26 protein-coding genes and 2 tRNA genes are annotated in these 24,561 nt (G+C 43.1%); 7 read left to right on the top strand and 21 right to left on the bottom strand.

Features of this window, described 5'->3' with window-relative positions; all coding sequences use genetic code 11:
• Nucleotides 1-6: 6 nt before the first annotated feature.
• The 8 genes from rlmB to FAY33_RS12565 form a co-directional block, all read right to left on the bottom strand.
• A complete protein-coding gene (gene rlmB, locus FAY33_RS12600; RefSeq protein ID WP_143321576.1) occupies nucleotides 7-744 on the bottom strand; it encodes a 23S rRNA (guanosine(2251)-2'-O)-methyltransferase RlmB in 738 nt (245 codons plus the stop codon).
• Nucleotides 741-1,190, bottom strand: a complete 450-nt coding sequence (locus FAY33_RS12595; RefSeq protein WP_143321575.1) for a ribonuclease III domain-containing protein — start codon at nucleotides 1,188-1,190, stop codon at nucleotides 741-743. Before FAY33_RS12595 ends, rlmB begins: the two co-directional genes overlap by 4 nt.
• Nucleotides 1,175-2,578 carry a cysteine--tRNA ligase gene (gene cysS / locus FAY33_RS12590; RefSeq protein WP_143321574.1) on the bottom strand — a complete coding sequence of 468 codons (1,404 nt, stop codon included), beginning with the start codon at nucleotides 2,576-2,578 and terminating at the stop codon, nucleotides 1,175-1,177. The genes FAY33_RS12595 and cysS overlap by 16 nt, the downstream gene beginning before the upstream one ends.
• Before the next feature lie 27 nt (nucleotides 2,579-2,605).
• Nucleotides 2,606-3,148, bottom strand: a complete 543-nt coding sequence (gene ispF, locus FAY33_RS12585) for a 2-C-methyl-D-erythritol 2,4-cyclodiphosphate synthase (protein WP_143321573.1) — start codon at nucleotides 3,146-3,148, stop codon at nucleotides 2,606-2,608.
• A gap of 33 nt (nucleotides 3,149-3,181) precedes the next feature.
• A complete protein-coding gene (locus FAY33_RS12580; RefSeq protein WP_143321572.1) occupies nucleotides 3,182-4,108 on the bottom strand; it encodes a diacylglycerol kinase family protein in 927 nt (308 codons plus the stop codon).
• 136 nt (nucleotides 4,109-4,244) lie between these two features.
• Nucleotides 4,245-4,318: transfer RNA gene (locus FAY33_RS12575), tRNA-Met, on the bottom strand.
• Between the two features lie 32 nt (nucleotides 4,319-4,350).
• A tRNA-Val gene (locus tag FAY33_RS12570) sits at nucleotides 4,351-4,423 on the bottom strand.
• Between the two features lie 198 nt (nucleotides 4,424-4,621).
• A complete protein-coding gene (locus FAY33_RS12565) occupies nucleotides 4,622-5,542 on the bottom strand; it encodes an NYN domain-containing protein (RefSeq protein WP_143321571.1) in 921 nt (306 codons plus the stop codon).
• Between the two features lie 201 nt (nucleotides 5,543-5,743).
• On the opposite strand from FAY33_RS12565, the gene FAY33_RS12560 reads away from it, so the two are divergent.
• The 3 genes from FAY33_RS12560 to FAY33_RS12550 are packed head-to-tail and all read left to right on the top strand — an operon-like array spanning nucleotide 5,744 to nucleotide 6,857.
• On the top strand, nucleotides 5,744-5,941 hold the full coding sequence (locus tag FAY33_RS12560; protein ID WP_143321570.1) for a spore coat associated protein CotJA: 198 nt from the start codon (nucleotides 5,744-5,746) through the stop codon (nucleotides 5,939-5,941).
• Nucleotides 5,941-6,237 (top strand): spore coat protein CotJB, encoded by a 297-nt coding sequence (locus FAY33_RS12555; RefSeq protein ID WP_143321569.1) that lies wholly within the window; start codon nucleotides 5,941-5,943, stop codon nucleotides 6,235-6,237. Before FAY33_RS12560 ends, FAY33_RS12555 begins: the two co-directional genes overlap by 1 nt.
• Nucleotides 6,237-6,857 (top strand): manganese catalase family protein, encoded by a 621-nt coding sequence (locus FAY33_RS12550; protein WP_143321568.1) that lies wholly within the window; start codon nucleotides 6,237-6,239, stop codon nucleotides 6,855-6,857. The genes FAY33_RS12555 and FAY33_RS12550 overlap by 1 nt, the downstream gene beginning before the upstream one ends.
• Before the next feature lie 59 nt (nucleotides 6,858-6,916).
• On the opposite strand, the gene FAY33_RS12545 is transcribed toward FAY33_RS12550, so the two are convergent.
• Genes FAY33_RS12545 through FAY33_RS12535 form a run of 3 tightly spaced genes read right to left on the bottom strand, consistent with a single transcriptional unit; the run spans nucleotide 6,917 to nucleotide 11,515 of the window.
• Nucleotides 6,917-7,228: a DUF3837 family protein gene (locus tag FAY33_RS12545; protein WP_143321567.1), complete on the bottom strand. Its 312-nt coding sequence runs from the start codon at nucleotides 7,226-7,228 to the stop codon at nucleotides 6,917-6,919.
• 13 nt (nucleotides 7,229-7,241) lie between these two features.
• Complete coding sequence (carB, locus tag FAY33_RS12540) at nucleotides 7,242-10,445, bottom strand: carbamoyl-phosphate synthase large subunit (protein WP_143321566.1); 3,204 nt, start codon at nucleotides 10,443-10,445, stop codon at nucleotides 7,242-7,244.
• Entirely contained in the window at nucleotides 10,445-11,515 is a 1,071-nt protein-coding gene (locus tag FAY33_RS12535; RefSeq protein WP_143321565.1) for a carbamoyl phosphate synthase small subunit, read from the bottom strand. The genes carB and FAY33_RS12535 overlap by 1 nt, the downstream gene beginning before the upstream one ends.
• 259 nt (nucleotides 11,516-11,774) lie before the next feature.
• Here FAY33_RS12535 and FAY33_RS12530 point away from each other — a divergent pair, with 259 nt between their 5' ends.
• Both FAY33_RS12530 and FAY33_RS12525 read left to right on the top strand, forming a co-directional pair.
• Nucleotides 11,775-11,972, top strand: coding sequence for a hypothetical protein (locus tag FAY33_RS12530; RefSeq protein ID WP_143321564.1), 198 nt, complete (start codon nucleotides 11,775-11,777; stop codon nucleotides 11,970-11,972).
• A gap of 107 nt (nucleotides 11,973-12,079) precedes the next feature.
• On the top strand, nucleotides 12,080-13,348 hold the full coding sequence (locus FAY33_RS12525) for a peptidoglycan-binding domain-containing protein (protein WP_143321563.1): 1,269 nt from the start codon (nucleotides 12,080-12,082) through the stop codon (nucleotides 13,346-13,348).
• Nucleotides 13,349-13,416: 68 nt separating this feature from the next.
• On the opposite strand, the gene FAY33_RS12520 is transcribed toward FAY33_RS12525, so the two are convergent.
• The 10 genes from FAY33_RS12520 to FAY33_RS12475 form a co-directional block, all read right to left on the bottom strand.
• Entirely contained in the window at nucleotides 13,417-14,319 is a 903-nt protein-coding gene (locus FAY33_RS12520) for a DUF368 domain-containing protein (protein ID WP_143321562.1), read from the bottom strand.
• Between the two features lie 146 nt (nucleotides 14,320-14,465).
• Nucleotides 14,466-15,248 (bottom strand): N-acetylmuramoyl-L-alanine amidase, encoded by a 783-nt coding sequence (locus tag FAY33_RS12515; protein WP_143321561.1) that lies wholly within the window; start codon nucleotides 15,246-15,248, stop codon nucleotides 14,466-14,468.
• A 78-nt stretch (nucleotides 15,249-15,326) separates the two neighbouring features.
• Entirely contained in the window at nucleotides 15,327-15,782 is a 456-nt protein-coding gene (locus FAY33_RS12510) for an Lrp/AsnC family transcriptional regulator (RefSeq protein WP_143321560.1), read from the bottom strand.
• A gap of 127 nt (nucleotides 15,783-15,909) precedes the next feature.
• The gene (locus FAY33_RS12505) at nucleotides 15,910-17,145 is read right to left on the bottom strand and encodes an LL-diaminopimelate aminotransferase (RefSeq protein ID WP_143321559.1); all 1,236 of its coding nucleotides are present in this window, start codon (nucleotides 17,143-17,145) and stop codon (nucleotides 15,910-15,912) included.
• Nucleotides 17,146-17,163: 18 nt separating this feature from the next.
• Entirely contained in the window at nucleotides 17,164-17,973 is an 810-nt protein-coding gene (gene dapF, locus FAY33_RS12500) for a diaminopimelate epimerase (RefSeq protein WP_143321558.1), read from the bottom strand.
• Between the two features lie 16 nt (nucleotides 17,974-17,989).
• Nucleotides 17,990-18,529: an ANTAR domain-containing protein gene (locus tag FAY33_RS12495; RefSeq protein ID WP_347562695.1), complete on the bottom strand. Its 540-nt coding sequence runs from the start codon at nucleotides 18,527-18,529 to the stop codon at nucleotides 17,990-17,992.
• A gap of 48 nt (nucleotides 18,530-18,577) precedes the next feature.
• Nucleotides 18,578-19,915 (bottom strand): type I glutamate--ammonia ligase, encoded by a 1,338-nt coding sequence (gene glnA, locus FAY33_RS12490; protein ID WP_143321556.1) that lies wholly within the window; start codon nucleotides 19,913-19,915, stop codon nucleotides 18,578-18,580.
• Between the two features lie 144 nt (nucleotides 19,916-20,059).
• Nucleotides 20,060-21,928 (bottom strand): heavy metal translocating P-type ATPase, encoded by a 1,869-nt coding sequence (locus FAY33_RS12485; RefSeq protein WP_143321555.1) that lies wholly within the window; start codon nucleotides 21,926-21,928, stop codon nucleotides 20,060-20,062.
• Between the two features lie 16 nt (nucleotides 21,929-21,944).
• Nucleotides 21,945-22,169 carry a cation transporter gene (locus tag FAY33_RS12480; RefSeq protein WP_143321554.1) on the bottom strand — a complete coding sequence of 75 codons (225 nt, stop codon included), beginning with the start codon at nucleotides 22,167-22,169 and terminating at the stop codon, nucleotides 21,945-21,947.
• Between the two features lie 36 nt (nucleotides 22,170-22,205).
• Entirely contained in the window at nucleotides 22,206-22,589 is a 384-nt protein-coding gene (locus FAY33_RS12475; RefSeq protein ID WP_143321553.1) for a metalloregulator ArsR/SmtB family transcription factor, read from the bottom strand.
• A 353-nt stretch (nucleotides 22,590-22,942) separates the two neighbouring features.
• On the opposite strand from FAY33_RS12475, the gene FAY33_RS12470 reads away from it, so the two are divergent.
• A complete protein-coding gene (locus FAY33_RS12470) occupies nucleotides 22,943-23,743 on the top strand; it encodes an ATP-binding cassette domain-containing protein (protein WP_143321552.1) in 801 nt (266 codons plus the stop codon).
• A 12-nt stretch (nucleotides 23,744-23,755) separates the two neighbouring features.
• Nucleotides 23,756-24,559 carry an ABC transporter permease gene (locus tag FAY33_RS12465; protein WP_143321551.1) on the top strand — a complete coding sequence of 268 codons (804 nt, stop codon included), beginning with the start codon at nucleotides 23,756-23,758 and terminating at the stop codon, nucleotides 24,557-24,559.
• Nucleotides 24,560-24,561: the final 2 nt, after the last annotated feature.

The raw sequence follows: 24,561 nt of genomic DNA, 5'->3' as shown, positions 1-24,561 counted from the left end.
TATGGCTTAACCTAAACGCTGCCTCACGATTTCATAAGCAAGTACTCCTGCCGCAACAGAAGCATTTAACGAATCAATGTCTCCTTTCATGGGAATAGAAGCCACCATATCACAGCTTTCTTTTATAAGTCTTCCCACTCCGCTTCCTTCACTTCCAATCACAAGACCAATAGGTCCTTTTAAATTCAAGCGGTACATTGTCTCGCCTTCCATATCGGCACAGACGAACCACAGCCCTTTTTCTTTCAGTTCTTCCATGGTTGCAGTCAGGTTCGTAACTTTTGCAACCGGCGTATAGTTCAGTGCCCCGGCAGATGTCTTGGCAACCGTAGCCGTAAGTCCCACCGCTCTGCGTTTTGGAATAATGACTCCATGAGCACCTGCCAGATTGGCGGTACGGATAATGGCTCCCAGATTGTGGGGATCTTCAATTCCATCGAGAAGAAACAAAAAAGGCGGTTCTCCCTTTTCTTCGGCGGCTTTTAACATGTCCTCCACTTCTGCATATTCATATGCAGCGGCATGGGCAATGACACCCTGATGGTGTCCTTCTTCGGACATCTGATCCAAACGCTCTCTCTCCACAAAATTAATGATGGTATCAACCTTTTTTGCTTCCCGTACAATAGACTGGATCGGACCATCCTGAACACCTTTTTGTACATACAGCTTATCAATGGTCTTTCCGGAGCGAAATGCTTCCAGTACAGCATTCCTTCCCTCAATGGTAAATTCTTCTATCATTCCAGTTCTCCTATTCTCTCAAGTCCTTTGCCCACCATGGTAATCAGCCGATTTATATCTCCTTTTAAATACAGATATCCGCAAAGAGCTTCAAAACCGGTGGCAGTGCGGTAATCCGCCATTGTGGCATGTTTAGCCGTTGTGACGGATTTGGCATTGCGTCCCCGCTTATAGACAGTGATTTCTTCTTCTGTCAGATCATTTTCTTCCATTAGCCTGCGGATGATCTCCGCCTGGGTTCCTGCATTCACCAGTTTTGCACTCTTTTTGTGCATATTGTTGACCTGGGTACTGCCGTGATTCATTACCTTGGTACGGATAATCAGTTCATATACCCCATCTCCGATATAAGCCAGAGCCAGAGGGGAATAACTTCTTATATCCACATCTTTCAGATGGAGAGTTTCTTTACAAAATTCAGATAAGGCTTTTATACTCTCTTCCATTTTACACCTTCCCTGGTGTCCTCCAGAACAATTCCCTTTTCCAGTAAATCTCCCCGGATTTTATCTGCCAGACCAAAATCTTTGTCTTTTCTTGCCTGCTGTCTTGCCTGAATCATGGTCTCAATCTCTTCTTCAAGAATCTCTTCTTCTTTTTCTGTAATAATACCAAGGACACCACAAAGTCTCTCTATCGTCTCTTTAAGATACGTTACATATTCTCTGGAACTGTCTTCACCCGTGGTTGAATTGCTTAACTTTACCAGTTCAAAGATGGCAGATATGCCATCTGCTGTATTAAAATCATCATCCATGGCAGTCTCATATTTCCCAACCAGTTCATCCACTGCCTTACAGTCTTCGCTGTCACGGAGAACTTCTTCTTTTGCTCTGCTCTCAAGATCTTTTAACTTATCAACTGCAGTCAAAATCCTCTCCAGACCGTTCTTTGATGATTCCATTAAGTCTGCGCTGAAATTAAGCGGACTTCTGTAGTGGGCGCTGAGCATGAAAAAGCGTAAAATCTGTAAATCGTATTTTTCACTGATTTCACGGACCGTAAAGAAATTTCCCAGAGACTTCGACATCTTCCGGTTATCAATATTTAAAAATGCGTTATGCATCCAGTACTTTGCAAATTCCTTGCCATTGGCAGCTTCGCTCTGGGCAATCTCATTCTCGTGGTGAGGGAAAATCAAATCCTCTCCGCCTGCATGAATATCAATCTGATCCCCCAGATACTTTTTAGACATAACGGAACATTCTATGTGCCAGCCAGGTCTGCCTTCACACCAGGGAGACTCCCAATAAGGCTCCCCTTCTTTTTTCGGCTTCCAAAGAACAAAATCAGACGGATCTTCCTTTCCATCTTCTCCCGTCACTTTTATCTCCCTGAAACCAGACTGCAGATCTTCCAGATTCTTATGAGACAGCTTGCCATAATCTTCAAATGCTTTGGTACGGAAATAAACAGTACCGTCTTTTGCCTCATAAGCGTGACCGGAATGAATCAGTTCCTTTATCATATCAAGCATCCCATGAATCTCTTCTGTTGCCAGAGGGTTTCTGGTTGCCGGTTTTATATTCAGGGATGCCATATCCTTTTTGCACTCTTCAATATAGCGCTTGGATATCACATCAGCATCTACCCCTTCTTCAATCGCCTTTTTTATAATCTTATCATCCACATCGGTAAAGTTTGAGACAAAGTTCACCTCATAACCTTTATATTCAAAATACCTTCGAACGGTGTCAAACACGATCATTGGTCTGGCGTTGCCAATGTGTATATAATTATATACCGTAGGACCGCAGACGTACATCTTGACTTTCATCGGCTCTAACGGTACAAACTCCTCCTTCTGTCTGGTTAATGTATTAAAAACTTTCATAATATCTCCTTCCATCTGACTTCGTTCCTATCTGTGACAGCAGCCTCCGCAACTGCCGCAATCTGGTTTCATGATCTGCTCATCATAGCAGTAATCTTCCACTGATGTAAGAAGAGTGACAGCCTGGGCGGCAATCCCTTCTCCGCTTCCGGTAAATCCAAGTCCTTCTTCTGTAGTTGCCTTTACATTCACCTTTTTTACCGGCAGATTCAGCGCATCCGCAATATTCTCTGCCATCTGGGGACGGTAAGTTAACAACTTAGGCTTCTGTGCAATCACAGTGGAATCAATATTCTCAATAATATAGCCCTGTTCTTCTAAAATTCCTGCTGTCTGCTTTAAAAGTTCCATACTGGATACATCTTTATACCTGGAATCCCCATCCGGGAAATGCTCACCAATATCTCCTAAGCCTGCAGCACCAAATAACGCATCTATAACCGCATGAATCAGCACATCGGCATCTGAATGACCTAAAAGCCCTTTTTCATAGGGAATATTCACTCCGCCGATAATCAGATCTCTTCCTTCTACTAATTTATGAACATCATATCCCTGTCCAATTCTCATAATTATTCCTTTCTTATATATATACAAACATTGCTAGACAATCACACGCAATTTTTTACTGATACATTGAATCTCTATATTGTTCTGGCAAAAGCAGCTTTCTCCGTCGACATGAACTGCCATCGGATGTTCCATGTAAACAGCAATTTCCCCGCAGGTATAAAAACGGATCCCTGCATTCGACGATTTTCTCCCTAAAAGGGAGCAGACTAAAACTGGGATCAGCTTTCGTTTCTTTCTGTTATTCATCATGCAGACAGTCAGTTTCCCATCCTCAAAATTCGCATCGGGAGCGAACTTAAATCCTCCGCCTTCATATGGATGGATATGTGCAGATATAAAATACACATGGTTAAATTCCACCTTCTGAACACCGTCAAGAAGAATATATCCTTTTGCCGGTTTTGCCAGAGACAGTTGTTTTATCCCAATAAGAAGATAAGCCAGACGTCCTATATGAAGCTTATGAAACCAGCCTTTGGATTTTGAAAATAACAGGTTATGGCAGACAGCCGCATCCATACCAATTCCGGCACTTACAATAAACCGTCTGTGAGAGACCTCTCCATCTCCATAAGAGAGAACTCCGTAATCCATCAGTTTAAAATACTTCGGTTTTAATATCTTTTTCAGACACTTCACCGGATTTTTAGGCAACTTTAAGCTTCTTGCCAGATCATTGCCTGATCCGGCAGGAATATACCCTAGTGTAATAGAACCACAGAAGGAAAGCCCATCTAAGATTTCGTTTACCGTCCCATCTCCGCCTACTGCTATGATAATGCTGGATTCTTTACAGCCTTTTGTCAACTGTGCTGCAAAGGTTCTTGCATCACCCGGCTTCTCCGTTAAAAAAGCCTGGTATTCCACGCCTGAGGTCCTTAATATGGTCTCAAGCTTTCTCCAGATTCTGAGTCCATGACCGCAGCGTGAGTTGGGGTTTACAATAAAATTATACATGGAATCCCTCCACTTTTTGCTATCTGTTAGTATATCATAAAAAGGCAGAAATGAATATAAAAAAAATGGAAAAAGCACGTCTGTTCCTGTTAAAGCAAAAAAAATACCCTGTAATCAAAGATTACAGAGTTTTTAATAGCGGAAGGGAGATTTGAACTCTCGACACCACGGGTATGAACCGTGTGCTCTAGCCAACTGAGCTATTCCGCCATATTTAATTGAAGCAGATAAGTTTCTGCTAATGGGACCTACAGGGCTCGAACCTGTGACCCTCTGCTTGTAAGGCAGATGCTCTCCCAGCTGAGCTAAGATCCCAGTGCTTGTCAGGGTTATTATTGCTCCGTTCCCGACTGCTTCATTAGTATAATATGAATTGTATTAATTGTCAACACTTTTTTGTCAATTTTTTTCCTTTTTTCTCCCTTCCTGGAAAAGCCTTGATTCTATAAGGGTTTCCCCTCATTTAACGCTTATATTTACCGCCTGGAAATACCGCTTCCAGGCGGTAAAAGATTAATTACTTTTCAAAAATACTGCTTTGCTGTTATTCCTGGTTTCCCGAACTTCCAGTTGTACAATACTGTGTACAAATTTGGAAAAAGTGGAATATCCATAATCTTTCACTTTAAAATCCGTGAACTTACGGTGCATCCCATTGCCAAGAGCGGCTAATTCCATGCCGTTTTTCCCATTGCCTTTTACTAATTTAATAGCATAATCATCAAGCTCCTGACGCTTTGTACGATTATCTTTCATACGGACGGTTACCACATTGTTGGATCTCCTCAGTTCAAAACTATCCATCTCCTCTAAAAATTTGGACAAAGAGCTGTAACCGTAATTCCGCACATCAAAATCAGAGTATTTTTTCACCAGGCGGTTGCCGATCTCTCCCAGCCCGGTTGCTTTATTCCTGTCGTCGTTTTCCAATATTATAGAAGCAATATCCTGTTCAATGACTTCTTTGCCGATGGCACCACCGCCTGTGCCTTCTTCATCCTGATCAAGAAGAACTTCCAGATTGGTAAACACGGTACAAGCCGCACGGAACGACTTGGGTGTCTTTTCTTCTCCCATACCAATCACTTCCTTACCGGATTCCCGAAGTCTGCTTGCCAGTCGGGTAAAATCACTATCACTGGATACGATGCAAAAACCATCCACATGATCGGTATAAAGAAGATCCATTGCATCAATAATCAATGCAGAATCTGTAGCATTCTTTCCAACCGTATTGGAAAACTGCTGAATGGGTATAATAGAATTCTCCAAGAGTTCCAGCTTCCACTTGCCCATCTGGCTGCTTGTCCAATCCCCATAAATCCTTTTGTAAGTAATGACACCATATTTTGTCATCTCATCCAGAATACATGTAATATACTTTGCTGAAATGTTATCAGAATCAATCAATACTGCAAACTTTTTGTCACTCAAACTTCTGCTCTCCCGTCTTTTTTTCTTTTCCTATTCTTCCTTATCCGAACACTCTACTTTATTATATTTCATTTTTCCATTTATTACAATAACATGAAGGTGGTTTAAATGGGAGAATTTTTGTAAGGTATTTTTCATTTGACCGTTAATACTAAAAAGGAAGCATTTATCATAAATGATTGAACTGAAAGGAGTGTTATTATGAATTCATGCCCATCATGCGGTTGTGACTCTTCAAAAGGAATTCCTGCAACTCCAAGTGCGTCCGTACAACTGGCGATTGCAACCATACCCATGCAGCCTTGGGAACAGCCATATGATCCTGTAACAGCATTAAAAAACGGGACGATCTTCCCAAGTCTTAATCTCCCTTTTTACGCAACAGGAGGTGACAAATAATGACAGATCGAAACAGTCTTTTAAAGCAATTAACAGAAATCAGCTTTACCGTAAGCGACTTAACGTTATATCTGGATACTCACCCTCTTGATGAGCAGGCATTGACAGCATTCTCTCAGGCAAAAGAACAGAAAAAACAGCTTTTACAAACTTTTGCAGAGAATTTTGAACCTCTCACCGTAGATTGTGTATGCCCGGATACCAATAACAAAAGCCAGACCAATACAAAATATGCCGGGCAGAAGCATTTTACCTGGACCGATGGTCCTCTGCCCTGGGAAGGAGGTACCTTATAATGTGGAATTATGAAAAAAGACTTCAATTTCCAGTAAATATCACAGAAACCTGTCCCAAGACAGCTTCTCTTATCATCACACAGTTTGGCGGCCCTGACGGAGAATTAGCTGCATCTATGCGATATCTTTCCCAAAGATACACCATGCCATGCAAAGAAGTCGGCGGACTTTTAACAGACATTGGGACAGAGGAATTGGGACATCTTGAAATAATCTGTTCCATTGTCTACCAGCTTACAAAAAACCTCACAGCAGAGCAGGCAAAAACTGCGGGCTTTGATGCTTACTATGTAGACCATACCACAGGAATCTGGCCTACTGCCGCAGCAGGTGTTCCATTTAATGCCTGTGAGTTTCAGTCAAAAGGCTGTGCCATTGCCGATTTAACTGAAGATCTTGCCGCAGAACAGAAAGCCAGAACCACTTACGACAATCTGATCCGTATTATTCCTAATCCAGAAATAAGAGAGCCGCTTAAATTTCTTCGTGCAAGAGAAGTGGTGCATTTCCAGCGATTCGGAGAGGCGCTGGAAAAGATCAAATCCGATCTGGATTCCAAAAACTTTTATTATTTTAACCCGGAATTTGATAAACAGTTTGTGAAAAAACAGGGGCAATAACAAGGAAAAAGACCGGAACCAGGATACGCTCCTGCTCCGGCCTTTTTCTTGTTTTACATTTAGGATTTCTGCTCGTCATAACTGTATTTTAACAGTTCATAAATCTCATCGGTAACGACATCTTCCTTATAATAGTCATCAAGAAGTGTTATGATCTTTGCAGCAAACTCCGAGGGTACGGGAAGATCTTTTACCGCTGCATGGAAATCCTCTTTCATCTGGCTTACTGTATCCCTTTTTTGAGGAACAGAAAGACCATATATCTTATAGAGCATTCCCATAGCTGCACATGCTTCATTAGGAGAAGTCAGAGGTGCTTTCTCAAATCTGGTTTTTATCTCTACCGCCTGTTTGTTGATGGAAAATATCATAATATCACAATCCTTATATATTCTTTACCTGTGCAATGTCAATGAGAGTCAGTTCTTTTGCCCTGTTTTCCATACTGGTCACTAACGCTGCTGCTGTGTCCAAAGAAGTCAGAACCGTTACACCTGTTTCAATCGCATTCCTTCTGATAACAAATCCATCTCTGCTCCGGTCCGCACCCTGAGGTGGTGTATCAATGACCAGATCAATCTCATGACCCAGAATCAGATCTAAAAGATTGGGTGATTCCTGCTCCAGCTTTCTAACCATAAGAGCTTTCACTCCATTCTGATTCAGGACTTTGGCAGTACCTGAGGTGGAGAAAATCTTGTATCCCTGTGCCTGAAATCTTCTTGCAATGTCAATGATCTCTTCTTTGTCAGATTCCTTCACCGTAATAATCATGTTTTTATGCTTTGGCATCTTAATTCCTGCGCCGGCAAATGCCTTGTACAGTGCTTCATTAAATGTCTTTGCAATTCCAAGACACTCTCCTGTGGATTTCATCTCTGGTCCCAAATTTACATCAGCACCACGAATCTTTTCAAAGGAGAATACCGGCATCTTCACAGCAATATAATCTGCTTCCGGCTGAAGCCCAGGCTCATAACCAAGTTCCCTGATCGTATGTCCGCAGATCACTCTTGTTGCCAACGGAACGATTGGAATTCCGGTCACTTTGCTGATATAAGGAACCGTACGGGAAGAACGTGGATTCACTTCGATGACATAAACATCACTTCCGCTTACGATGAACTGAATGTTAATCATTCCTTTTACGTGAAGGGCTCTTGCAAGTCTTCTGGTATACTCAACCAGCTTTTCTTTAATTTCCTCATCAATGCTTTGAGCCGGGTACACTGATATACTGTCCCCTGAATGGACACCTGCACGTTCAATGTGTTCCATGATACCAGGAATTAATATATCTTCCCCGTCACAGACCGCATCTACTTCAATCTCTTTTCCCATAATGTATTTATCAACCAGAATCGGGTGTTCCTGAGCAATCTGATTGATGATTCCGATAAATTCTTCCACATCTTCATCGGAGATGGCAATCTGCATTCCCTGTCCGCCCAGTACATAGGAAGGTCTTACCAGTACAGGGTATCCCAGCTCATTGGCAACTTTCTTCGCCTCTTCTGCTGTAAATACAGTCTGACCTGCCGGTCTTGGAATCTGGCATTCTTCCAGAATTTTATCAAATAATTCCCGGTCCTCTGCTGCGTCCACATCTTCTGCTGCCGTACCAAGAATGGGCACGCCCATCTTCATCAGTGCTTCTGTCAGCTTAATTGCTGTCTGTCCGCCAAACTGCACCACTGCTCCGTCTGGTTTTTCAATATCAACAATGCTCTCCACATCTTCCGGAGTCAAAGGCTCAAAATAAAGCTTATCTGCAATATCAAAATCCGTACTTACTGTCTCGGGATTGTTGTTGACAATAATTGTCTCATATCCTTCTTTGCTGAAACTCCAGGTGCTGTGAACGGAACAGAAGTCGAATTCAATTCCCTGCCCGATTCGGATCGGACCGGAACCAAGAACCAGAACTTTTTTTCTTCCGGAAGTCTGAACCGCCTCATTCTCACTTCCAAAGCAGGAATAGTAATATGGTGTCTCTGCCTCAAACTCAGCCGCACAGGTATCTACCATCTTAAAGGCAGCTACAATCTGATTGTCTTTTCTCATCTGACGAATCTCTTCCTGAGAAACTCCGGTCAGTTTTGAGATTACCGTATCCGGGAATTCCAGACGCTTTGCTTCTTTTAAAAGATCAATGGTCAGAGGTCCTTTTTTCAAAGCATCTTCCATCTCTACAAGAATGGCAAGTTTATCAATAAACCACACATCAACCTTTGTAATCTCATGAATGGTTTCATAAGTGAATCCTCTGCGGAGTGCTTCTGCAATCACCCAGATTCTTCTGTCATCAACAAGATGAAGGGTTTCTGTCAGTTCTTCCTCTGTCAGACCAGTAAAGTCATAAGACAGCAGACTGTCCACATGCTGTTCCAGGGACCGGATCGCTTTCATCAGTCCGCCTTCAAAACTGGTACAGATACTCATAACTTCTCCAGTTGCCTTCATCTGGGTTCCAAGCGTTCTCTTGGCACTTAAGAATTTATCAAATGGAAGGCGGGGCATCTTGACTACACAGTAATCAAGCATCGGTTCAAAGCTGGCATAAGTCTTCTTTGTTACCGCATTCTTAATCTCATCAAGAGTATAGCCAAGGGCAATCTTAGCAGCAACTTTTGCAATGGGATATCCGGTTGCTTTTGATGCCAGTGCAGAAGAACGGCTTACACGAGGATTTACTTCAATGACACAGTATTCAAAACTCTCCGGGTGAAGGGCATACTGAACATTACAGCCTCCGGTAATTCCCAGTTCGCTGATAATCCTTAAGGCAGAGGTACGCAGCATCTGGTATTCCTTGTCTCCAAGAGTCTGGGAAGGAGCAACTACAATACTGTCTCCGGTATGAACGCCTACCGGATCAATGTTTTCCATATTACATACGGTAATCACATTCCCTGCTCCGTCACGCATTACTTCATATTCGATTTCCTTCCAGCCTGCAATGCAGCGTTCCACCAGAACCTGTCCTACACGGGACAGGCGGAGTCCATTCTCTAAAATCTCACGGCACTGGGCAGGATTCTCTGCAATTCCGCCGCCGGAACCACCAAGTGTATAAGCAGGACGAAGCACGATTGGATATCCGATCTCCTGTGCAATCTTAAGACCATCTTCTACATTCTCAACAATATCAGAAGGAGCAACCGGTTCGCCGATCTTCTCCATGGTTTCCTTAAACATCTCACGGTCTTCTGCCTTTTTAATCGTAAGGGCAGTGGTTCCGATCAGACGCACATGATGTTTCTCTAAGAATCCGCTGTCTTCCAGCTCCATGGCAAGATTAAGACCTGCCTGACCGCCGAGGGTCGGAAGCACACTATCTGGTTTTTCTTTTAAAATAAGCTGTTCTACCACTTCAACAGTCAGCGGTTCAATGTACACTTTATCCGCAATATCTTTATCTGTCATGATGGTTGCCGGATTGGAGTTTAAAAGAACAACCTCCACACCTTCCTCTCTCAAGGAGCGGCACGCCTGGGTTCCGGCATAATCAAATTCTGCTGCCTGGCCGATAATGATCGGACCTGAGCCAAGAACGAGTACCTTTTTAATATCCTGATTCTTTGGCATTATTTTCCCTCCATCATGTTTAAAAACCGGTCAAATAAGTAACTGGAATCCTGTGGTCCCGGACAGGCTTCCGGGTGATACTGAACCGTAAATATGTTTTTACCCGTATATTTCAATCCTTCATTGGTTCCATCATTTACATTGACAAAAGCCGGAACAGCAACTGCCGGGTCCACCGTTTCCTCATCAACCACAAATCCGTGATTCTGAGAGGTTATATATACGCGGCCTGTCTCTAAGTCTTTCACCGGGTGATTGCCGCCTCTGTGACCATACTTTAACTTATGGGTATCTGCACCGGTTGCAAGCGCCATGAGCTGATGCCCAAGGCAGATAGCGAAGATGGGAACCTGGGACTGGTACAGCTTTTTAATCTCTTCAATTACCTCTGTACATTCCTTTGGATCTCCAGGGCCATTGGAAAGCATGATTCCGTCAGGATTGGAAGAGAGAATCTCTTCTGCACCGGTTCCTGCAGGATATACGGTTACCTCACAGCCTCTTTCGTTTAAAGAGCGGGCAATGTTCTTCTTCGCCCCCAGATCCAGAAGGGCAACTTTTTTACCGCTTCCTTTTAAAACATACGTTTCCCTGCAGGTGGTCGCCTTTACAACACCAGTAACCGAATATCTTTTCATACGCAAAATGACTTCGTCAAGATTAAAACCCTTATTGGTTGTAATCATGCCGTTCATTGTACCTTTTTCTCTTAATATTTTTGTAAGGGCTCTCGTATCAATACCACTGATACCTGGAATGTCGTTTTCTTTTAAGAAATGCTGAATGGTATCCTCGCTTCTAAAGTTGCTGGGGATTCTAGATAATTCTCTGACAATGTAGCCAGCCGGCCACGGTTTTAATGATTCCATATCTTCCCGACAAATACCGTAATTACCAATTAACGGATAAGTCATCACAACGGCCTGTCCCGCATAGGACGGGTCGGTAAGAACTTCTAAATATCCTGTCATGGAGGTATTGAATACAATCTCGCTTATTACTTCCCGTGTTGAACCAATGCTTGTTCCTGTAAACACAGTTCCGTCTTCCAGTATTAAAAAAGCTTTCATACGCAAAGTCCCAATCCTTTCTGAATGCTATGTTATCAGGCTGACTGATATCAGCCCAAATTGAATAGATTATACATTATCCTGTGACATTTTTCAACTATTTTTTCTGTATTTCTTTTTTTAATTTTTATACATATTATTTGAATATTTCAAATCTTTCCCCATTAATAATGTATAATTATACAATCATGATTCTGGAAGAATATTCAAAAGTATACTTTCCCTTTCATTCGGGGAAAATAGCTGCGAGGTGATAAATATGATAGACAACAATGAACTTCCAATCGGATTTACCATGGAATTAGCCCAGCACTCCAACATTCTCAACCGATTCTCCAACCTTTCTGATGCTCAGAGAAACTCCATCATCGAGGGAGCAAGAACAATTGAAAGCCGTCAGGAAATGAGAAATTATGTTCAATCCATGTTTCAGGAATCCAAATCATCCTTTTTCTAAAAAATTCCCCGCAGAATCCATATTTTTCTAAATCTGCGGGGTCTTTTGTAATCATCTGCCCCAGGGTGTAATATATTGGTAATAACCATTCCATTAAGGGGCATTTTATGAATCCATACATGACAGCCAGAGCGCAGCAGACCACTTATACCGGCACTCTCCAGGTTAATGTTGTTTCTGCAGAAAATAACTTTCCAATAGAAAATGCGGAAATTTCCATCTCCTATAAAGGAGATCCAGAAAGCGCTACATTGGAAGAGCTTGTCACAGACTCCTCCGGGCAGACCCAGGATGTAAATCTTGCTGCACCTCCCCTGGATTTAAGTTTAACACCAGGTCTTGTACAGCCGTATTCAGAATACACACTGATGGTCAGTGCCCAGGGCTTTGAACCAGTTGCCATCTCCGGAACAGAGATACTCCCTGATACCATTGCCCTGCAGCCGGTCCGCATGACTCCCATCGTAGATGCAGTATCTCCGGATGTGCCTATTGTTATCCCGGATCATACCCTGTACGGAGATTATCCTCCTAAAATCGCAGAAGCAGAAGTAAAAACTGTCGCAGAAACAGGAGAAATCGTTTTAAGCCAGGTTGTGGTTCCCCAAACCATTGTGGTACACGACGGAGTTCCTACCGATCCTACTGCACCTAATTACTACGTTCCTTACGGAGACTACATAAAAAATGTTGCCTCCAGTGAAATCTATGCCACCTGGCCAAGAGAAACCATTATTGCCAACGTTCTTGCCATTATGAGTTTCACTCTAAACCGTGTTTATACCGAATGGTACCGCAACCAGGGATATGATTTTACCATTACCTCCTCCACTGCCTTTGACCATAAATGGATTTATGGCCGCAATATCTACGAAAGTATTTCCCAGGTTGTAGACGAAATCTTTAACAGTTACTTATCCCGTCCAGGAATCAGACAACCGATTCTTACCCAATACTGTGATGGGCAAAGAGTCCGCTGTCCAAACTGGATGTCCCAGTGGGGAAGCTGTGACCTTGGAGAACAGGGTTACACTGCCATTCAGATTCTCCGCAGTTTTTACGGAAGTGATATGTACATCAATACGGCAGAGCAGGTGGCAGGAATCCCTTCTTCTTTCCCAGGTTACGATCTGACCATCGGGGCAAGCGGTGATAAGGTACAGCAGGTCCAGGAGCAGCTTGACACCATTGCAGGCGTCTACACCGCCATTCCAAGAATTACCGCTGACGGAATCTACGGTCAGGAAACGGCAGAAGCAGTCCGCCAGTTCCAGACCATTTTCAACCTTCCAGTAACAGGAGTGATTGACTTTGCAACCTGGTACCGGATTTCTCACATCTATGTAGGCATTACACGAATTGCAGAATACTCCTGACAGATGGATTATTAAAAAAGGTTCCCCAATGAAGCTTCTACGCTGCCATTGAGGAACTTTTTTTATGATTATCCTTCTCCTCCAAGTAAATCTGCAATCACATACCCCAGTAAAGCCAGGGATATGCCTCCCATCAGTTCATAAAGCTTTACCGTATCCCATGAAAATCCCCAGAATATCACAAAAGGAGAAGAAAAAACCAGACCAATTACAATCCGGTACATCAGACATTCATGGGTGTTTAAAAGCTTCTCCACCCCTTTTGCAAATAAAAACACGCCCACCACCATACCTGTAAAGTAAGGAGCAAGTACCATAACATTAAAAAAAAGGCTCTCAAAATCCATAGAACCAATGGCTCGGATACAGGCATTATTCGCCTGTAAAATCGGTTCGTAAAATCCCAGCATCATCATGATCATGGAACCGCTGACTCCAGGCACCACCATGGTTGCGGCTGCTACAATACCAATAAGAAATAATACCAGAATCCAAAACCTCCCGGAAGAAAGATAATAGGCTCCTGTTGCCATATTAACCTCTCCCCCACTTTTCCCCGATGCAATGATGGTTTCCGCTACAAACGTAATAAGAATGACCACACCACAGGTAAGAGCTGCAGTAAAAATCCCCCGCATTTTATCCAAATGTTCTCTGGTAAATGACTTTCGAAACAAGGTGGGAAGTCCTCCCCCGATCAGACCAAGAAATGATAGTTTTGTCTGAACCGGATATGTATGAAACAGATATTCAAAAACCAGGGACAAAAACACGATTCCTGCCACCGCTCCTACTCCATAAGGAAATAAAATACGAATGCTTTTCACAGGTTCTTTAAAGATACGATTTACTGCATGAATGATTTTGTCATATACTCCCATGGTTATTGCAAGCATTCCGCCGCTGATACCTGGAAGTATATTGGCAACTCCAATAATGACGCCTTTTAAAAGCTCACTGATATACTTCAACCAATTCCTCCTGCATTCAATGGTATATCTTTATCCTATGCTCTTTTTCCCTCTCCTAATACACCTTTTCCCTGGGCACATCAGACACAAAAAAGCCGCAGGGGCGGGGCTCCTTACAAAGCCTGCGTCCCGGCGACCCTTTCCTTTCAATACACAGCCGGTCTTTTAACCATAAAAGTATGATATCCATACCGTTTAAGCGCCTGTTCCATCTGTACCGCATGATCAATGTCCTGAAAAGCGCCTACGCGAACCTTATAAAGTCCCTCTTCAAGAACCACAAAAGCAGGAAATCCCTGACCTTTTAATTCTTCCATCTGGGCTTCTGCCAGAGAACGGACCCGGTAAGCTCCAGTCTGAACCTGATAATACTCTGTTTGGGAATCCTCCTGCTCATAAAATGAATTTTTAATACCATCTGCTATGGCACGTGCAATGGCATCAAAATTCTGGTCAAATAAGTAATTATCTGCCTCGCTATCTATAAATCCAGCTTCTACCAGAGCCGAAGGAATCTTTGTTCTTCTAAGAACGATTAACCCCGGACGTTCTATGATTCCTAAATTGGGAAATCCGGTCTTGCTTAATGCTTCCAGGATATTCTTTGCCAGCACCGCCTGCATTCCCGTGTCTTCAAACACAAGAACTTCGGCTCCGGAACCAGAACCAGGAACGGGCATTGCATTACGGTGTATGGAAACGAAAAAGTCTGCTTCTGCATCATTCCCCATCATGGCTTTTTCAAGAGGTGTATGATAGGTGTCGTCAATTCTTGTATATCTGACATCAACTCCGTCATCTGCAAGAACCTTCCCCACCGCAAGTGCAAGCTTTAAATTATCATCCTTTTCCTGCCGCCCGTTATAGACTGCGCCCGGATCTGAACCACCGTGGCCGGCATCTATTACTACGATCTGTCTCTCAGCCAAAAGAAAAACTCCTTTCACATACATCTATTCTATAACGTATGTGAAAAAAGTCTCTTCTGTACCGCTTTTTTATAAATTTTATTCTTTTTCTCCTAATTCCGCCATAACATCTACCCCTCTTGGTCCTACGGGAGTGGAAAATACGATCTGAGTACTGGTTTTTCCGTATTTTTGAAGCTGTCCGATAAAAACATCCAGTTCCATGGTACTTTCAAATGCGACCTTAATCAACATGGAATAATCTCCTGTTACACAATTACACTCCAGCACATTGGGAATGGACTCCATATAAGAATAAAACTGAATTTTATCCACGGGAGATACATCAAGATTCACAAACGCAGTAATGTGATAACCAAGTTTCATCGGATCAACGGCAGCATGGTATCCGGTAATAATCTTCTCCCGTTCCAGCTTCTCAATTCTGGAGGAAACTGCAGGCGAGGACAAAAACGTATTTTCTGCTATGTTCTTTAAGGACGCCCGGGCATTCTGCTGCAGGGTCTGCACTATTTTCTTGTCGATATTGTCCATATCTTCCTCCTTAAATATAAAAAAGCGCCAACACCGCTAAGGTGCTGAACGCTTTTGTTCTAACAAATAAAACTGCAATCTTATAAATCTTACTTGTCTTTAATAATATCTAATTCTCAAATACTTGTCAACCTTTTTTTCTTAAGGAAGGCATTTTTTTAAGTCGTTCCATGGCTTCTACTGTGTTCTCGTAGGTTCCAAATGCAGTAAGACGGAAGTATCCTTCTCCGCTTGGGCCAAATCCGCTTCCAGGAGTTCCCACCACACTTGCCTCTTCCAGCAAAAGGTCAAAAAACTCCCAGGAGGTCATTCCTTCCGGCACCTTTAACCAGATATAAGGTGCATTCACACCGCCATACACCTGACAGCCTGCTTCTTTTAATCCTTCATAGATCACCTCTGCATTTCTCATGTAGTAAGCGACCTGGTCTTTTAGCTGGGCTTTGCCTTCTTCGGAATAAACTGCCATACCCGCCTTCTGGATGATATAAGGAGCACCGTTAAACTTTGTCCCGTGACGTCTTGCCCATAAACCATGCAGAGACACTCCGTCTCTTAATAATTCTTTGGGGATCACAGTAAATCCAAGGCGCACACCGGTAAACCCTGCATTTTTAGAAAAAGAGCGGAATTCAATGGCACAGGTCCTTGCTCCTTCAATCTCATAGATGGAATGAGGAACGTCCTCCTCAGCGATATAAGCCTCATAAGCCGCATCGTAAAGAATGACCGCACCATTTTTATTGGCATAGTCCACCCATACCTTTAACTGATCTTTTGTAAGCGTGGTTCCTGTCGGATTATTGGGCACACAAAGATAGATCAGATCCGGAGTCTCCGTTGGAAGTTCCGGCACAAAATGATTCTCTGCAGTACAGGGCATATAGATCACATTGCTCCATTTGCCTGTGACCTGGTCGTACTCTCCCGTTCTTCCTGCCATTACATTGGAATCCACATAGACAGGATATACAGGATCACAGACTGCGATCTTGCAGTCTTCATCAAAGATCTCCTGAATATTTCCGCAGTCACTTTTTGCTCCGTCAGAAACAAAGATTTCATCCGCTTCAATCTGGCAGCCCCTGCTTAAATAATCTTCTCTTGCAATCGTCTCTCTTAAAAAGCTGTAGCCAAGATCCGGTGCATAGCCATGAAAAGTCTCACTGTTCCCCATCTCCTCCACCGCATCATGAAGTGCTTTAATAATGGCAGGTGCCAAAGGCTGTGTCACATCGCCAATACCAAGTCTTATCACCTTTTTATCTGGATTTGCCTCTATGTAAGCATTTACTTTTTTTGCGATTGTGGAAAACAAATAGCTTCCCGGAAGTTTTAAATAATTATCATTTACTTTTAACATGGGTTCCTCCTGTTTTATCTATAGATTCTTTATGTCAAATTCTCCCTGAAACACTTCGACTGCCGGTCCTGTCATGAATACATGACCTGTATTCCTGTCCCAGTGTATGGTCAAATTTCCACCCTTTAATTCCACTTCAACGGTATCTGAAGTTCTTCCGCTCATTGCAGAAGCCACCGCACTGGCAGTTGCTCCTGTTCCACATGCCCAGGTCTCCCCGCTGCCTCTCTCCCACACCCTCATACGGATGTAGTCCGGACTTATTACTTCAATGAATTCAGAATTGGTTCTCTCCGGAAACCGCTCATGAGTTTCAAAGCCTGGACCAATGGCTTCCAGATCCAGCGAATCAATTCCATCCATATAATAAACAGCATGAGGATTGCCCACGGAAATGCCAATGAACTCATAGTCTTTACCGTCAATGCAAATAGATTCAGGCAATTGGCTGGTCAGTTCCGGGATTCCCATATCCACCGTAATCTTCACCGCTTTCCCCTCTTTTGCAATTACCTTCAAATGCTTGATTCCCGCTTCTGTCTCCACATCAAATTCTGTCTTCTCCACAAGATGATGATCGTAAACATATTTTCCCACACAGCGGATTCCATTGCCGCACATGGAGCTCTCCGACCCATCTGCATTGAACATACGCATCCGGCAGTCTGCTTTCTCGGAAGGACAGATCAGAATCAGTCCGTCAGAACCGATTCCAAAGTGCCGGTCACTGACTTTCTTTGAAAGCTCTGCCGGATTCTCTACCTTTTCTTCAAAACAATTAATATAAACATAGTCATTACCAATTCCCTGCATCTTTGTAAATTTCATTTTAATACCTCTGCTTTTATTGATTAATCAAACTCATGATCATCTGGGCAGTTTCAACCATATTATTACCGCTGTCCATGCTGCACTTCTGAATATAGCGGTGTGCATCGGACTCTGTCATATGATTCCTCTCCATCAGGAGTTCTTTTGCCTGCTTAATCATATCCAGTTCTTCTTTGCTTCGTTCCTTTGGCTGGCTTTTTAATTTCTTCCTTCTTCTCGCCATGGTTTCCAGCATCATTCCCAGAGTACTTACAAGATCCTGCACTTTTAAAGGAAGTCCCAGGCATACCACATCCTCTGGGGCTGAACCAGACCACTGGCTGGGAGAGGCCACTAGAAGCATCTGCATCCCTTTTGGAAGACACTCATAGATCTCCTGATATACCATGTCAGCAAATCTGCATCCGCATACCACAACTCCGCTGCCCAGCTCATCCGCACTGTTGACAGCCTGCGCACCGGAGGTGCAGACCCCATAGACCGAAAATCCATGCTTTACCAGAATATTTTTAATATTTTTCGCATCCTCTGCTTTGGAAAATGCCACTATCACATTGGTCAAACACCCTCACCTCCAGATAACCGTATCGGATACAAAAGATTAATACTTATACAGGTATTCTTCTACTTCCCAGTCTGTTACCTGGGCGCGGAACATCCGCCACTCGGCTTCCTTGGCTTCTAAATATTTGGTGAAAATATGATCTCCCAGCACTTTTTTCATAAACTCGTCTTTGCGGAACGCATCAATCGCTTCCCCAAGAGTCTCCGGAAGCTGCTCGATTCCTCTGCGGAGAATTTCTTCTTCCGGCATGGCAAACACATTGCTGTCCACGCTTTCCGGCGGTGTCATCTGTTTCTCAATTCCATCAAGCCCTGCTGCCAGACACGCAGCCAGCGCCAGATAAGGATTAACAGCCGAATCCGGACAGCGAAGTTCGATCCTTGTACTGGTTCCTCTGGAGGAAGGAATCCGGATCAGGGAAGTTCTGTTTGCTTTGGCTGACCATGCAATATATATGGGTGCATCATAGCCTGGTACCAGACGTTTATAGGAATTGACCAGTGGATTGGTCAGAATTGTCATTCCCTTCATATGATGAAGGATTCCGGCTATAAACTGGTAGGCATTCTTACTTAAACCACGTTCATCACTGGTATCTTCAAACATATTGTTGCCGTCCAGATCGGATAAGGACATATTAATATGCATCCCAGATCCATTGACTCCTGCCTTAGGTTTTGGCATGAAGGTAGCATGAAGTCCGTGACGTTTTGCAATTGCCTTTACTGCCATCTTAAATGTCATAATATTATCTGCGGTTACAATCCCTTCCGCATACTGAAAATCAATCTCATGCTGTCCTGGAGATATCTCATGATGGGAAGCTTCAATCATAAAGCCCATCTCTTCCAGGGATAAAACCATATCCCTCCGCACATTCTCCGCCTGATCAATAGGAGCTACATCAAAATAGCTTGCGATCTCATGGGTATGGGTGGTTGGACGTCCCTCTTCATCTGTATGAAAAAGAAAAAATTCACATTCGGGACCCGCCTGGAATACAAATCCCATATCACGGGCTTTCTTCAATACTTTTTTAAGAACATACCTGGGGTCCCCTAAAAAAGGAGTCTGGTCCGGGCAATATACATCACACATAAGTCTGGCAACCTTTCCCTGCTGGGGACGCCAGGGAACAATCTCAAATGTATCCAGGTCCGGATAGAGGTACATGTCAGACTCTTCACTTCTTATAAATCCCTCAATGGAAGATCCATCAAACATACAACGGTTATCCAGCGCTTTGGAAAGCATGGTTTTTGTAATTGCGACATTCTTCATCATACCAAAAATATCCGTAAACTGAAGACGGATAAATTCCACGTCCTCTTCTTCCACCATACGGAATATGTCTTCTTTGCTATATTTGCTCATAATACACTCTCCCTTTCTTAATCCTAACGCAAGTATACCCAAAAAACGGGTGTGCAAACACAGTCTCACAACAATGGACCGTCTTCGCACCACCCGTAATATGTGTAAAATATAACAGTTGGAAAATAATTTGTCAACGTTTTTTTAAACTTTGCTCTGATATTTCAGTGCACGGATTGCATTTAAAATGGCGAGAACAGACACACCTACATCTCCAAATACAGCCGCCCACATGGTTGCAATCCCCATAGCGGAAAGAACTAAAATCAGGACCTTTATGCCAATGGCAAAGGCAATATTCTGCTTTACAATCACCATGGTTTTTCTTGCGATTAAAATGACGTCAATAATCTTTGATGGTTCATCTGTCATAATTACCACATCAGCAGCTTCCACGGCTGCATCAGATCCAATGCCGCCCATGGCGATTCCCACATCAGCCCGGGCAAGAACAGGCGCATCGTTAATTCCGTCTCCCACAAATGCCAGCATGGCTCCTTCCGCTTTCTGATTCAGAAGTTCTTCTACTTTTAAGACCTTATCTCCCGGCAGCAAACCACCATGAACTTCATCAAGCCCAAGAGCATCTCCCACCGCCCTGCCTACCTCTGGTTTATCTCCAGTCAGCATCACCAGCTTTTTAATTCCAGCGGCTTTCAGACCCTTTAATGCAGAAGGTACATCATCACGGACTGTGTCACTGATGGTAATGGAACCAAGATATCTCTCCCCTTCCGCTACATAAAGCGTGGTTCCCATCATTGGCTCTTTTCCAGATATTGATACAGAAAGCTGTTCCATGAGACGTTTATTTCCAATGGATAATTTTCTGCTTTCTCCATCAAATAACAGTTCAGTACGGACACCATGACCTGGTATCTCTTCAACAACTCCAACTTTTTTCGGATCTATAGCCTTTTTGTAAGCTTCTCTTACAGAAAGAGCAATAGGGTGGTTGGAATGATATTCTCCATATGCCGCAAGTTCCAGAAGTTCTTCCTTTGAACATGTCACTCCATCAATATCGGTAACCTTAAACTTTCCTGTAGTAAGGGTTCCTGTCTTATCAAAGACTACGGTATGAAGGGAGGCCATGGATTCCAGATAGTTGCTTCCCTTTAAAAGGATTCCCTGTCTGGAAGCAGCTCCCAGCCCTCCAAAGAAACTTAAAGGAACAGAAATAACAAGAGCACAGGGGCAGGATACAACCAAAAAACTGCATGCCCGGTAAATCCAGGTTCCCCAGTCTCCTCCAAACAATAAAGGAGGAGCAATGGCAAGAATCACAGCCAGAAAAACAACAACAGGAGTATAGATTCTTGCAAAACGAGTAATAAAATTCTCCGCTTTTGCTTTTCTGGAGCTGGCATTCTCCACCAGTTCTAAAATCTTTGCAACGGTGGAATCATCAAACAACCTGGTAACCCGTACCTCCAGCACACTGTTTAGGTTAATAGAACCGCTGACCACCTCGTCTTGTTCCTTCACTTCCAAAGGCATGGATTCTCCAGTTAAGGCTTTTGTATCAAGAGAGCCGGCCCCTTTTACTACAATTCCATCTAATGGAACCTTTTCTCCTGGTTTTACAACAATGATGTCTCCAACCTGGACTTCGTAAGGGTCTACCTGCTCTTCTTTGCCATCTACAATCAGATTGGCATATTCCGGATTGATATCCATGAGTTCTGTAATGGAACGCCTGGATTTGTTCACTGCATAATCATTAAACAATTCACCGACCTGATAAAAAAGCATAACTCCCACGGCCTCTTCCATGGCTCCAATGCCGATGGCTCCAAATGTAGCAATAGACATAAGGAAATTCTCGTCAAAAAACTGACCATTTCTCATCCCTCTTAATGCACGCAGGGGAACATCATAACCAGCGGCAAGATATGAAATAATAAAGGGAACCAGATACCAGGAATTTTTTTCTTCAAAAAACATTCCTACCGCAAAAAACAAGGCACTGGCAATCAGACGGATTACCATCTTTTTTTGTTTTTTTGTCATAATATCTCCTTTGTCTTTACCGGAGAATTCGGAATTCTGCTTCCGGCTCAATCTTATTGGCAATCTTTTTGGCAGCATCCATAATCTCGTCGGTCTTGCCTTCTTCCACTTCCAGTGTAAGTCTCTGGGTCATAAAGCTTAAAGAAGCACTCTCAACTCCTGCCAGTTTCTTTACTCCGTCTTCAATCTTCGCAGCACAGTTTGCACAGCATAATCCTTCTAATTTGACGATCTTTTTCATGATTTTCATTCTCCTTGCTGATATATTTTTCATTCATTATTCATTAATATGCTCCATTCCCTGAGCTAAAATGGTTTCAATATGACCATCTGCCAAAGAATAAAAAACAGTCTTTCCTTCTCTCCTGAACTTCACCAGGCGCATCTGTTTTAATACCCGAAGCTGATGGGAAATAGCTGACTGGCCCATCTGTAAGAGAGTTGCAATATCGCATACACACATCTCCGACTGACTGAGTACATAAAGGATTTTAACTCTGGTTGGATCTCCAAAAACTTTATAAAAATCAGCCAGATCACGAAGTTCCTGTTCCTTTGGCATGGCTTTAAGCACTTGATTAACAATTCCTTCATGAATGCAAATAAAATCACACTGGTCAAATTCCGAATCCGCCACATTATTTCTCACGTCTGGTTCCATAAGGCACCTCCTTTGTTATATATTATTATATGAATATGTGTTCATATGTTAATATTATCATTTTTTTTATTTTTGTCAAGCATTTTTCCAACTCTTGACATAAAAATTGGACAGTGGTAAACTATAATTCCTTTTCCATTCTATATGAGATCTTCATTGAGGAAAAGAGAATATTATACCACGGCAGAGTCCCCGGAATCCCTATGACTTCCGGAGAGCGGCATAGGAAATATAATTTCATCTATGCTGACCGCTTGGCAAGATATTAGAACGCTCCAACCAGTTATGACAGGTTTTACTGTCCGCTGCCGGAAGGACAACGTTCACAAATATTACTACCAGGAGGATTTAACATGATTCAAGTGGAACACATGAACAAGACTTTTAAAGTCACAAGAAGAAGTGCCGGTTTTTCAGAAGCTGTCAAAGCACTTTTTCACAAAGAGGTGGAACTAATCCACGCTCTTTCAGATATCTCCTTTTCGATTGGAGATGGAGAGATGGTAGGCTACATTGGTCCCAACGGAGCAGGGAAAAGCTCTACCATTAAAATTCTAAGCGGTATTCTTACCCCGGATGACGGTACCTGCACCATAAATGGCCGCATTCCATGGAAAGAACGGAAAGAACATGTAAAAGAGATCGGTGTTGTATTCGGACAGCGGACCCAGCTTTGGTGGGACGTGCCGATTATAGACTCTTATGAACTTCTCCGTGACATCTACGACATTCCCCATACAACTTACAAGAACACACTAAACGAACTGACTGAACTGCTCTCCCTGACAGACCTGCTGCGAACTCCCGCCAGACAATTATCTCTCGGACAGCGGATGCGCTGTGAAATCGCTGCTTCTCTCCTTCACAATCCAAAGATTCTGTTTCTTGACGAACCCACCATCGGATTAGATGCAGTTTCCAAACTGGCAGTCCGGGATTTTATCCGCAGACAGAACAAACGGCATAACACAACTGTACTATTAACAACCCATGATATGCAGGATATGGAAGCCCTGGCAGACCGGGTTCTTTTAATCGGAAAAGGGCGGCTTCTCCTTGACGGAACCCTGGATGATCTAAAAAAGCACTGTCCAAAAGCAGATGCCACTTTAGATGAGATCATTGCAGCTCTTTACCATGATTTCCAGATATAGGGGGCTAAGAATATGAAAAAATACTGGTCTTTTTTTCGAATCCGTTTTATTCATGGACTTCAATACCGGGCAGCCGCTCTTTCCGGTATGGTTACCCAGTTTTTTTGGGGAATCATGCAGATCCTTTTATTCCATGCCTTTTATGAAGCTTCCCCAGACAGTTTTCCCATGGACTTTCAGGCTTTTAGCACCTACATATGGCTGCAGCAGGCATTTCTGGCTCTTTTTATGACATGGTTCTGGGAATCCCAGTTATTTGAATTCATCACCAGCGGAAATGTCGCTTATGAGCTTTGCCGGCCTGTCCGCCTTTATCATATGTGGTTTGTAAGAGGACTTGCCGTCCGCTTGTCCAAAGCAGTCCTCCGGTGTATGCCCATTCTGATATTTGCCTGGTTTCTGCCCGAACCATACGGACTTTCCATGCCCGGCGATATGAAAATCTGGTTTCTCACTCTGATTTCCATGATTTTGGGACTGCTCTTTGTAGTCGCTTTTGGTATGATTGTTTATATGTCTGTCTTTTATACCATTTCTTCACAAGGGACGAAGATCATGATCACCTCTTTGTCAGAATTTTTAAGCGGCTCGGTAATCCCGCTGCCCTTTCTTCCTGGAGGAATTCGTGAGTTTGTAAGCCTGCTGCCTTTTGCATCTGCCCAGAATGTCCCTTTTCGGATCTTCGGAGGAGATTTGACAGGATCGGATTTATATATAAGTCTGGCTCTGCAGATCTTCTGGCTTATTACAGCCCTGCTTTTGGGACTTATGTTAGAAAAACGTGCCCTGAAACGAATCGTAATCCAGGGAGGCTGAAA

Origin of the sequence: Clostridium sp. HBUAS56010 (assembly GCF_007115105.1) — a bacterium.
GTDB lineage: Bacteria > Bacillota > Clostridia > Lachnospirales > Lachnospiraceae > Lacrimispora.
The sequence above is the reverse complement of the archived record's forward strand: the minus strand, read 5'-3'. Positions and strand labels throughout refer to the sequence as shown.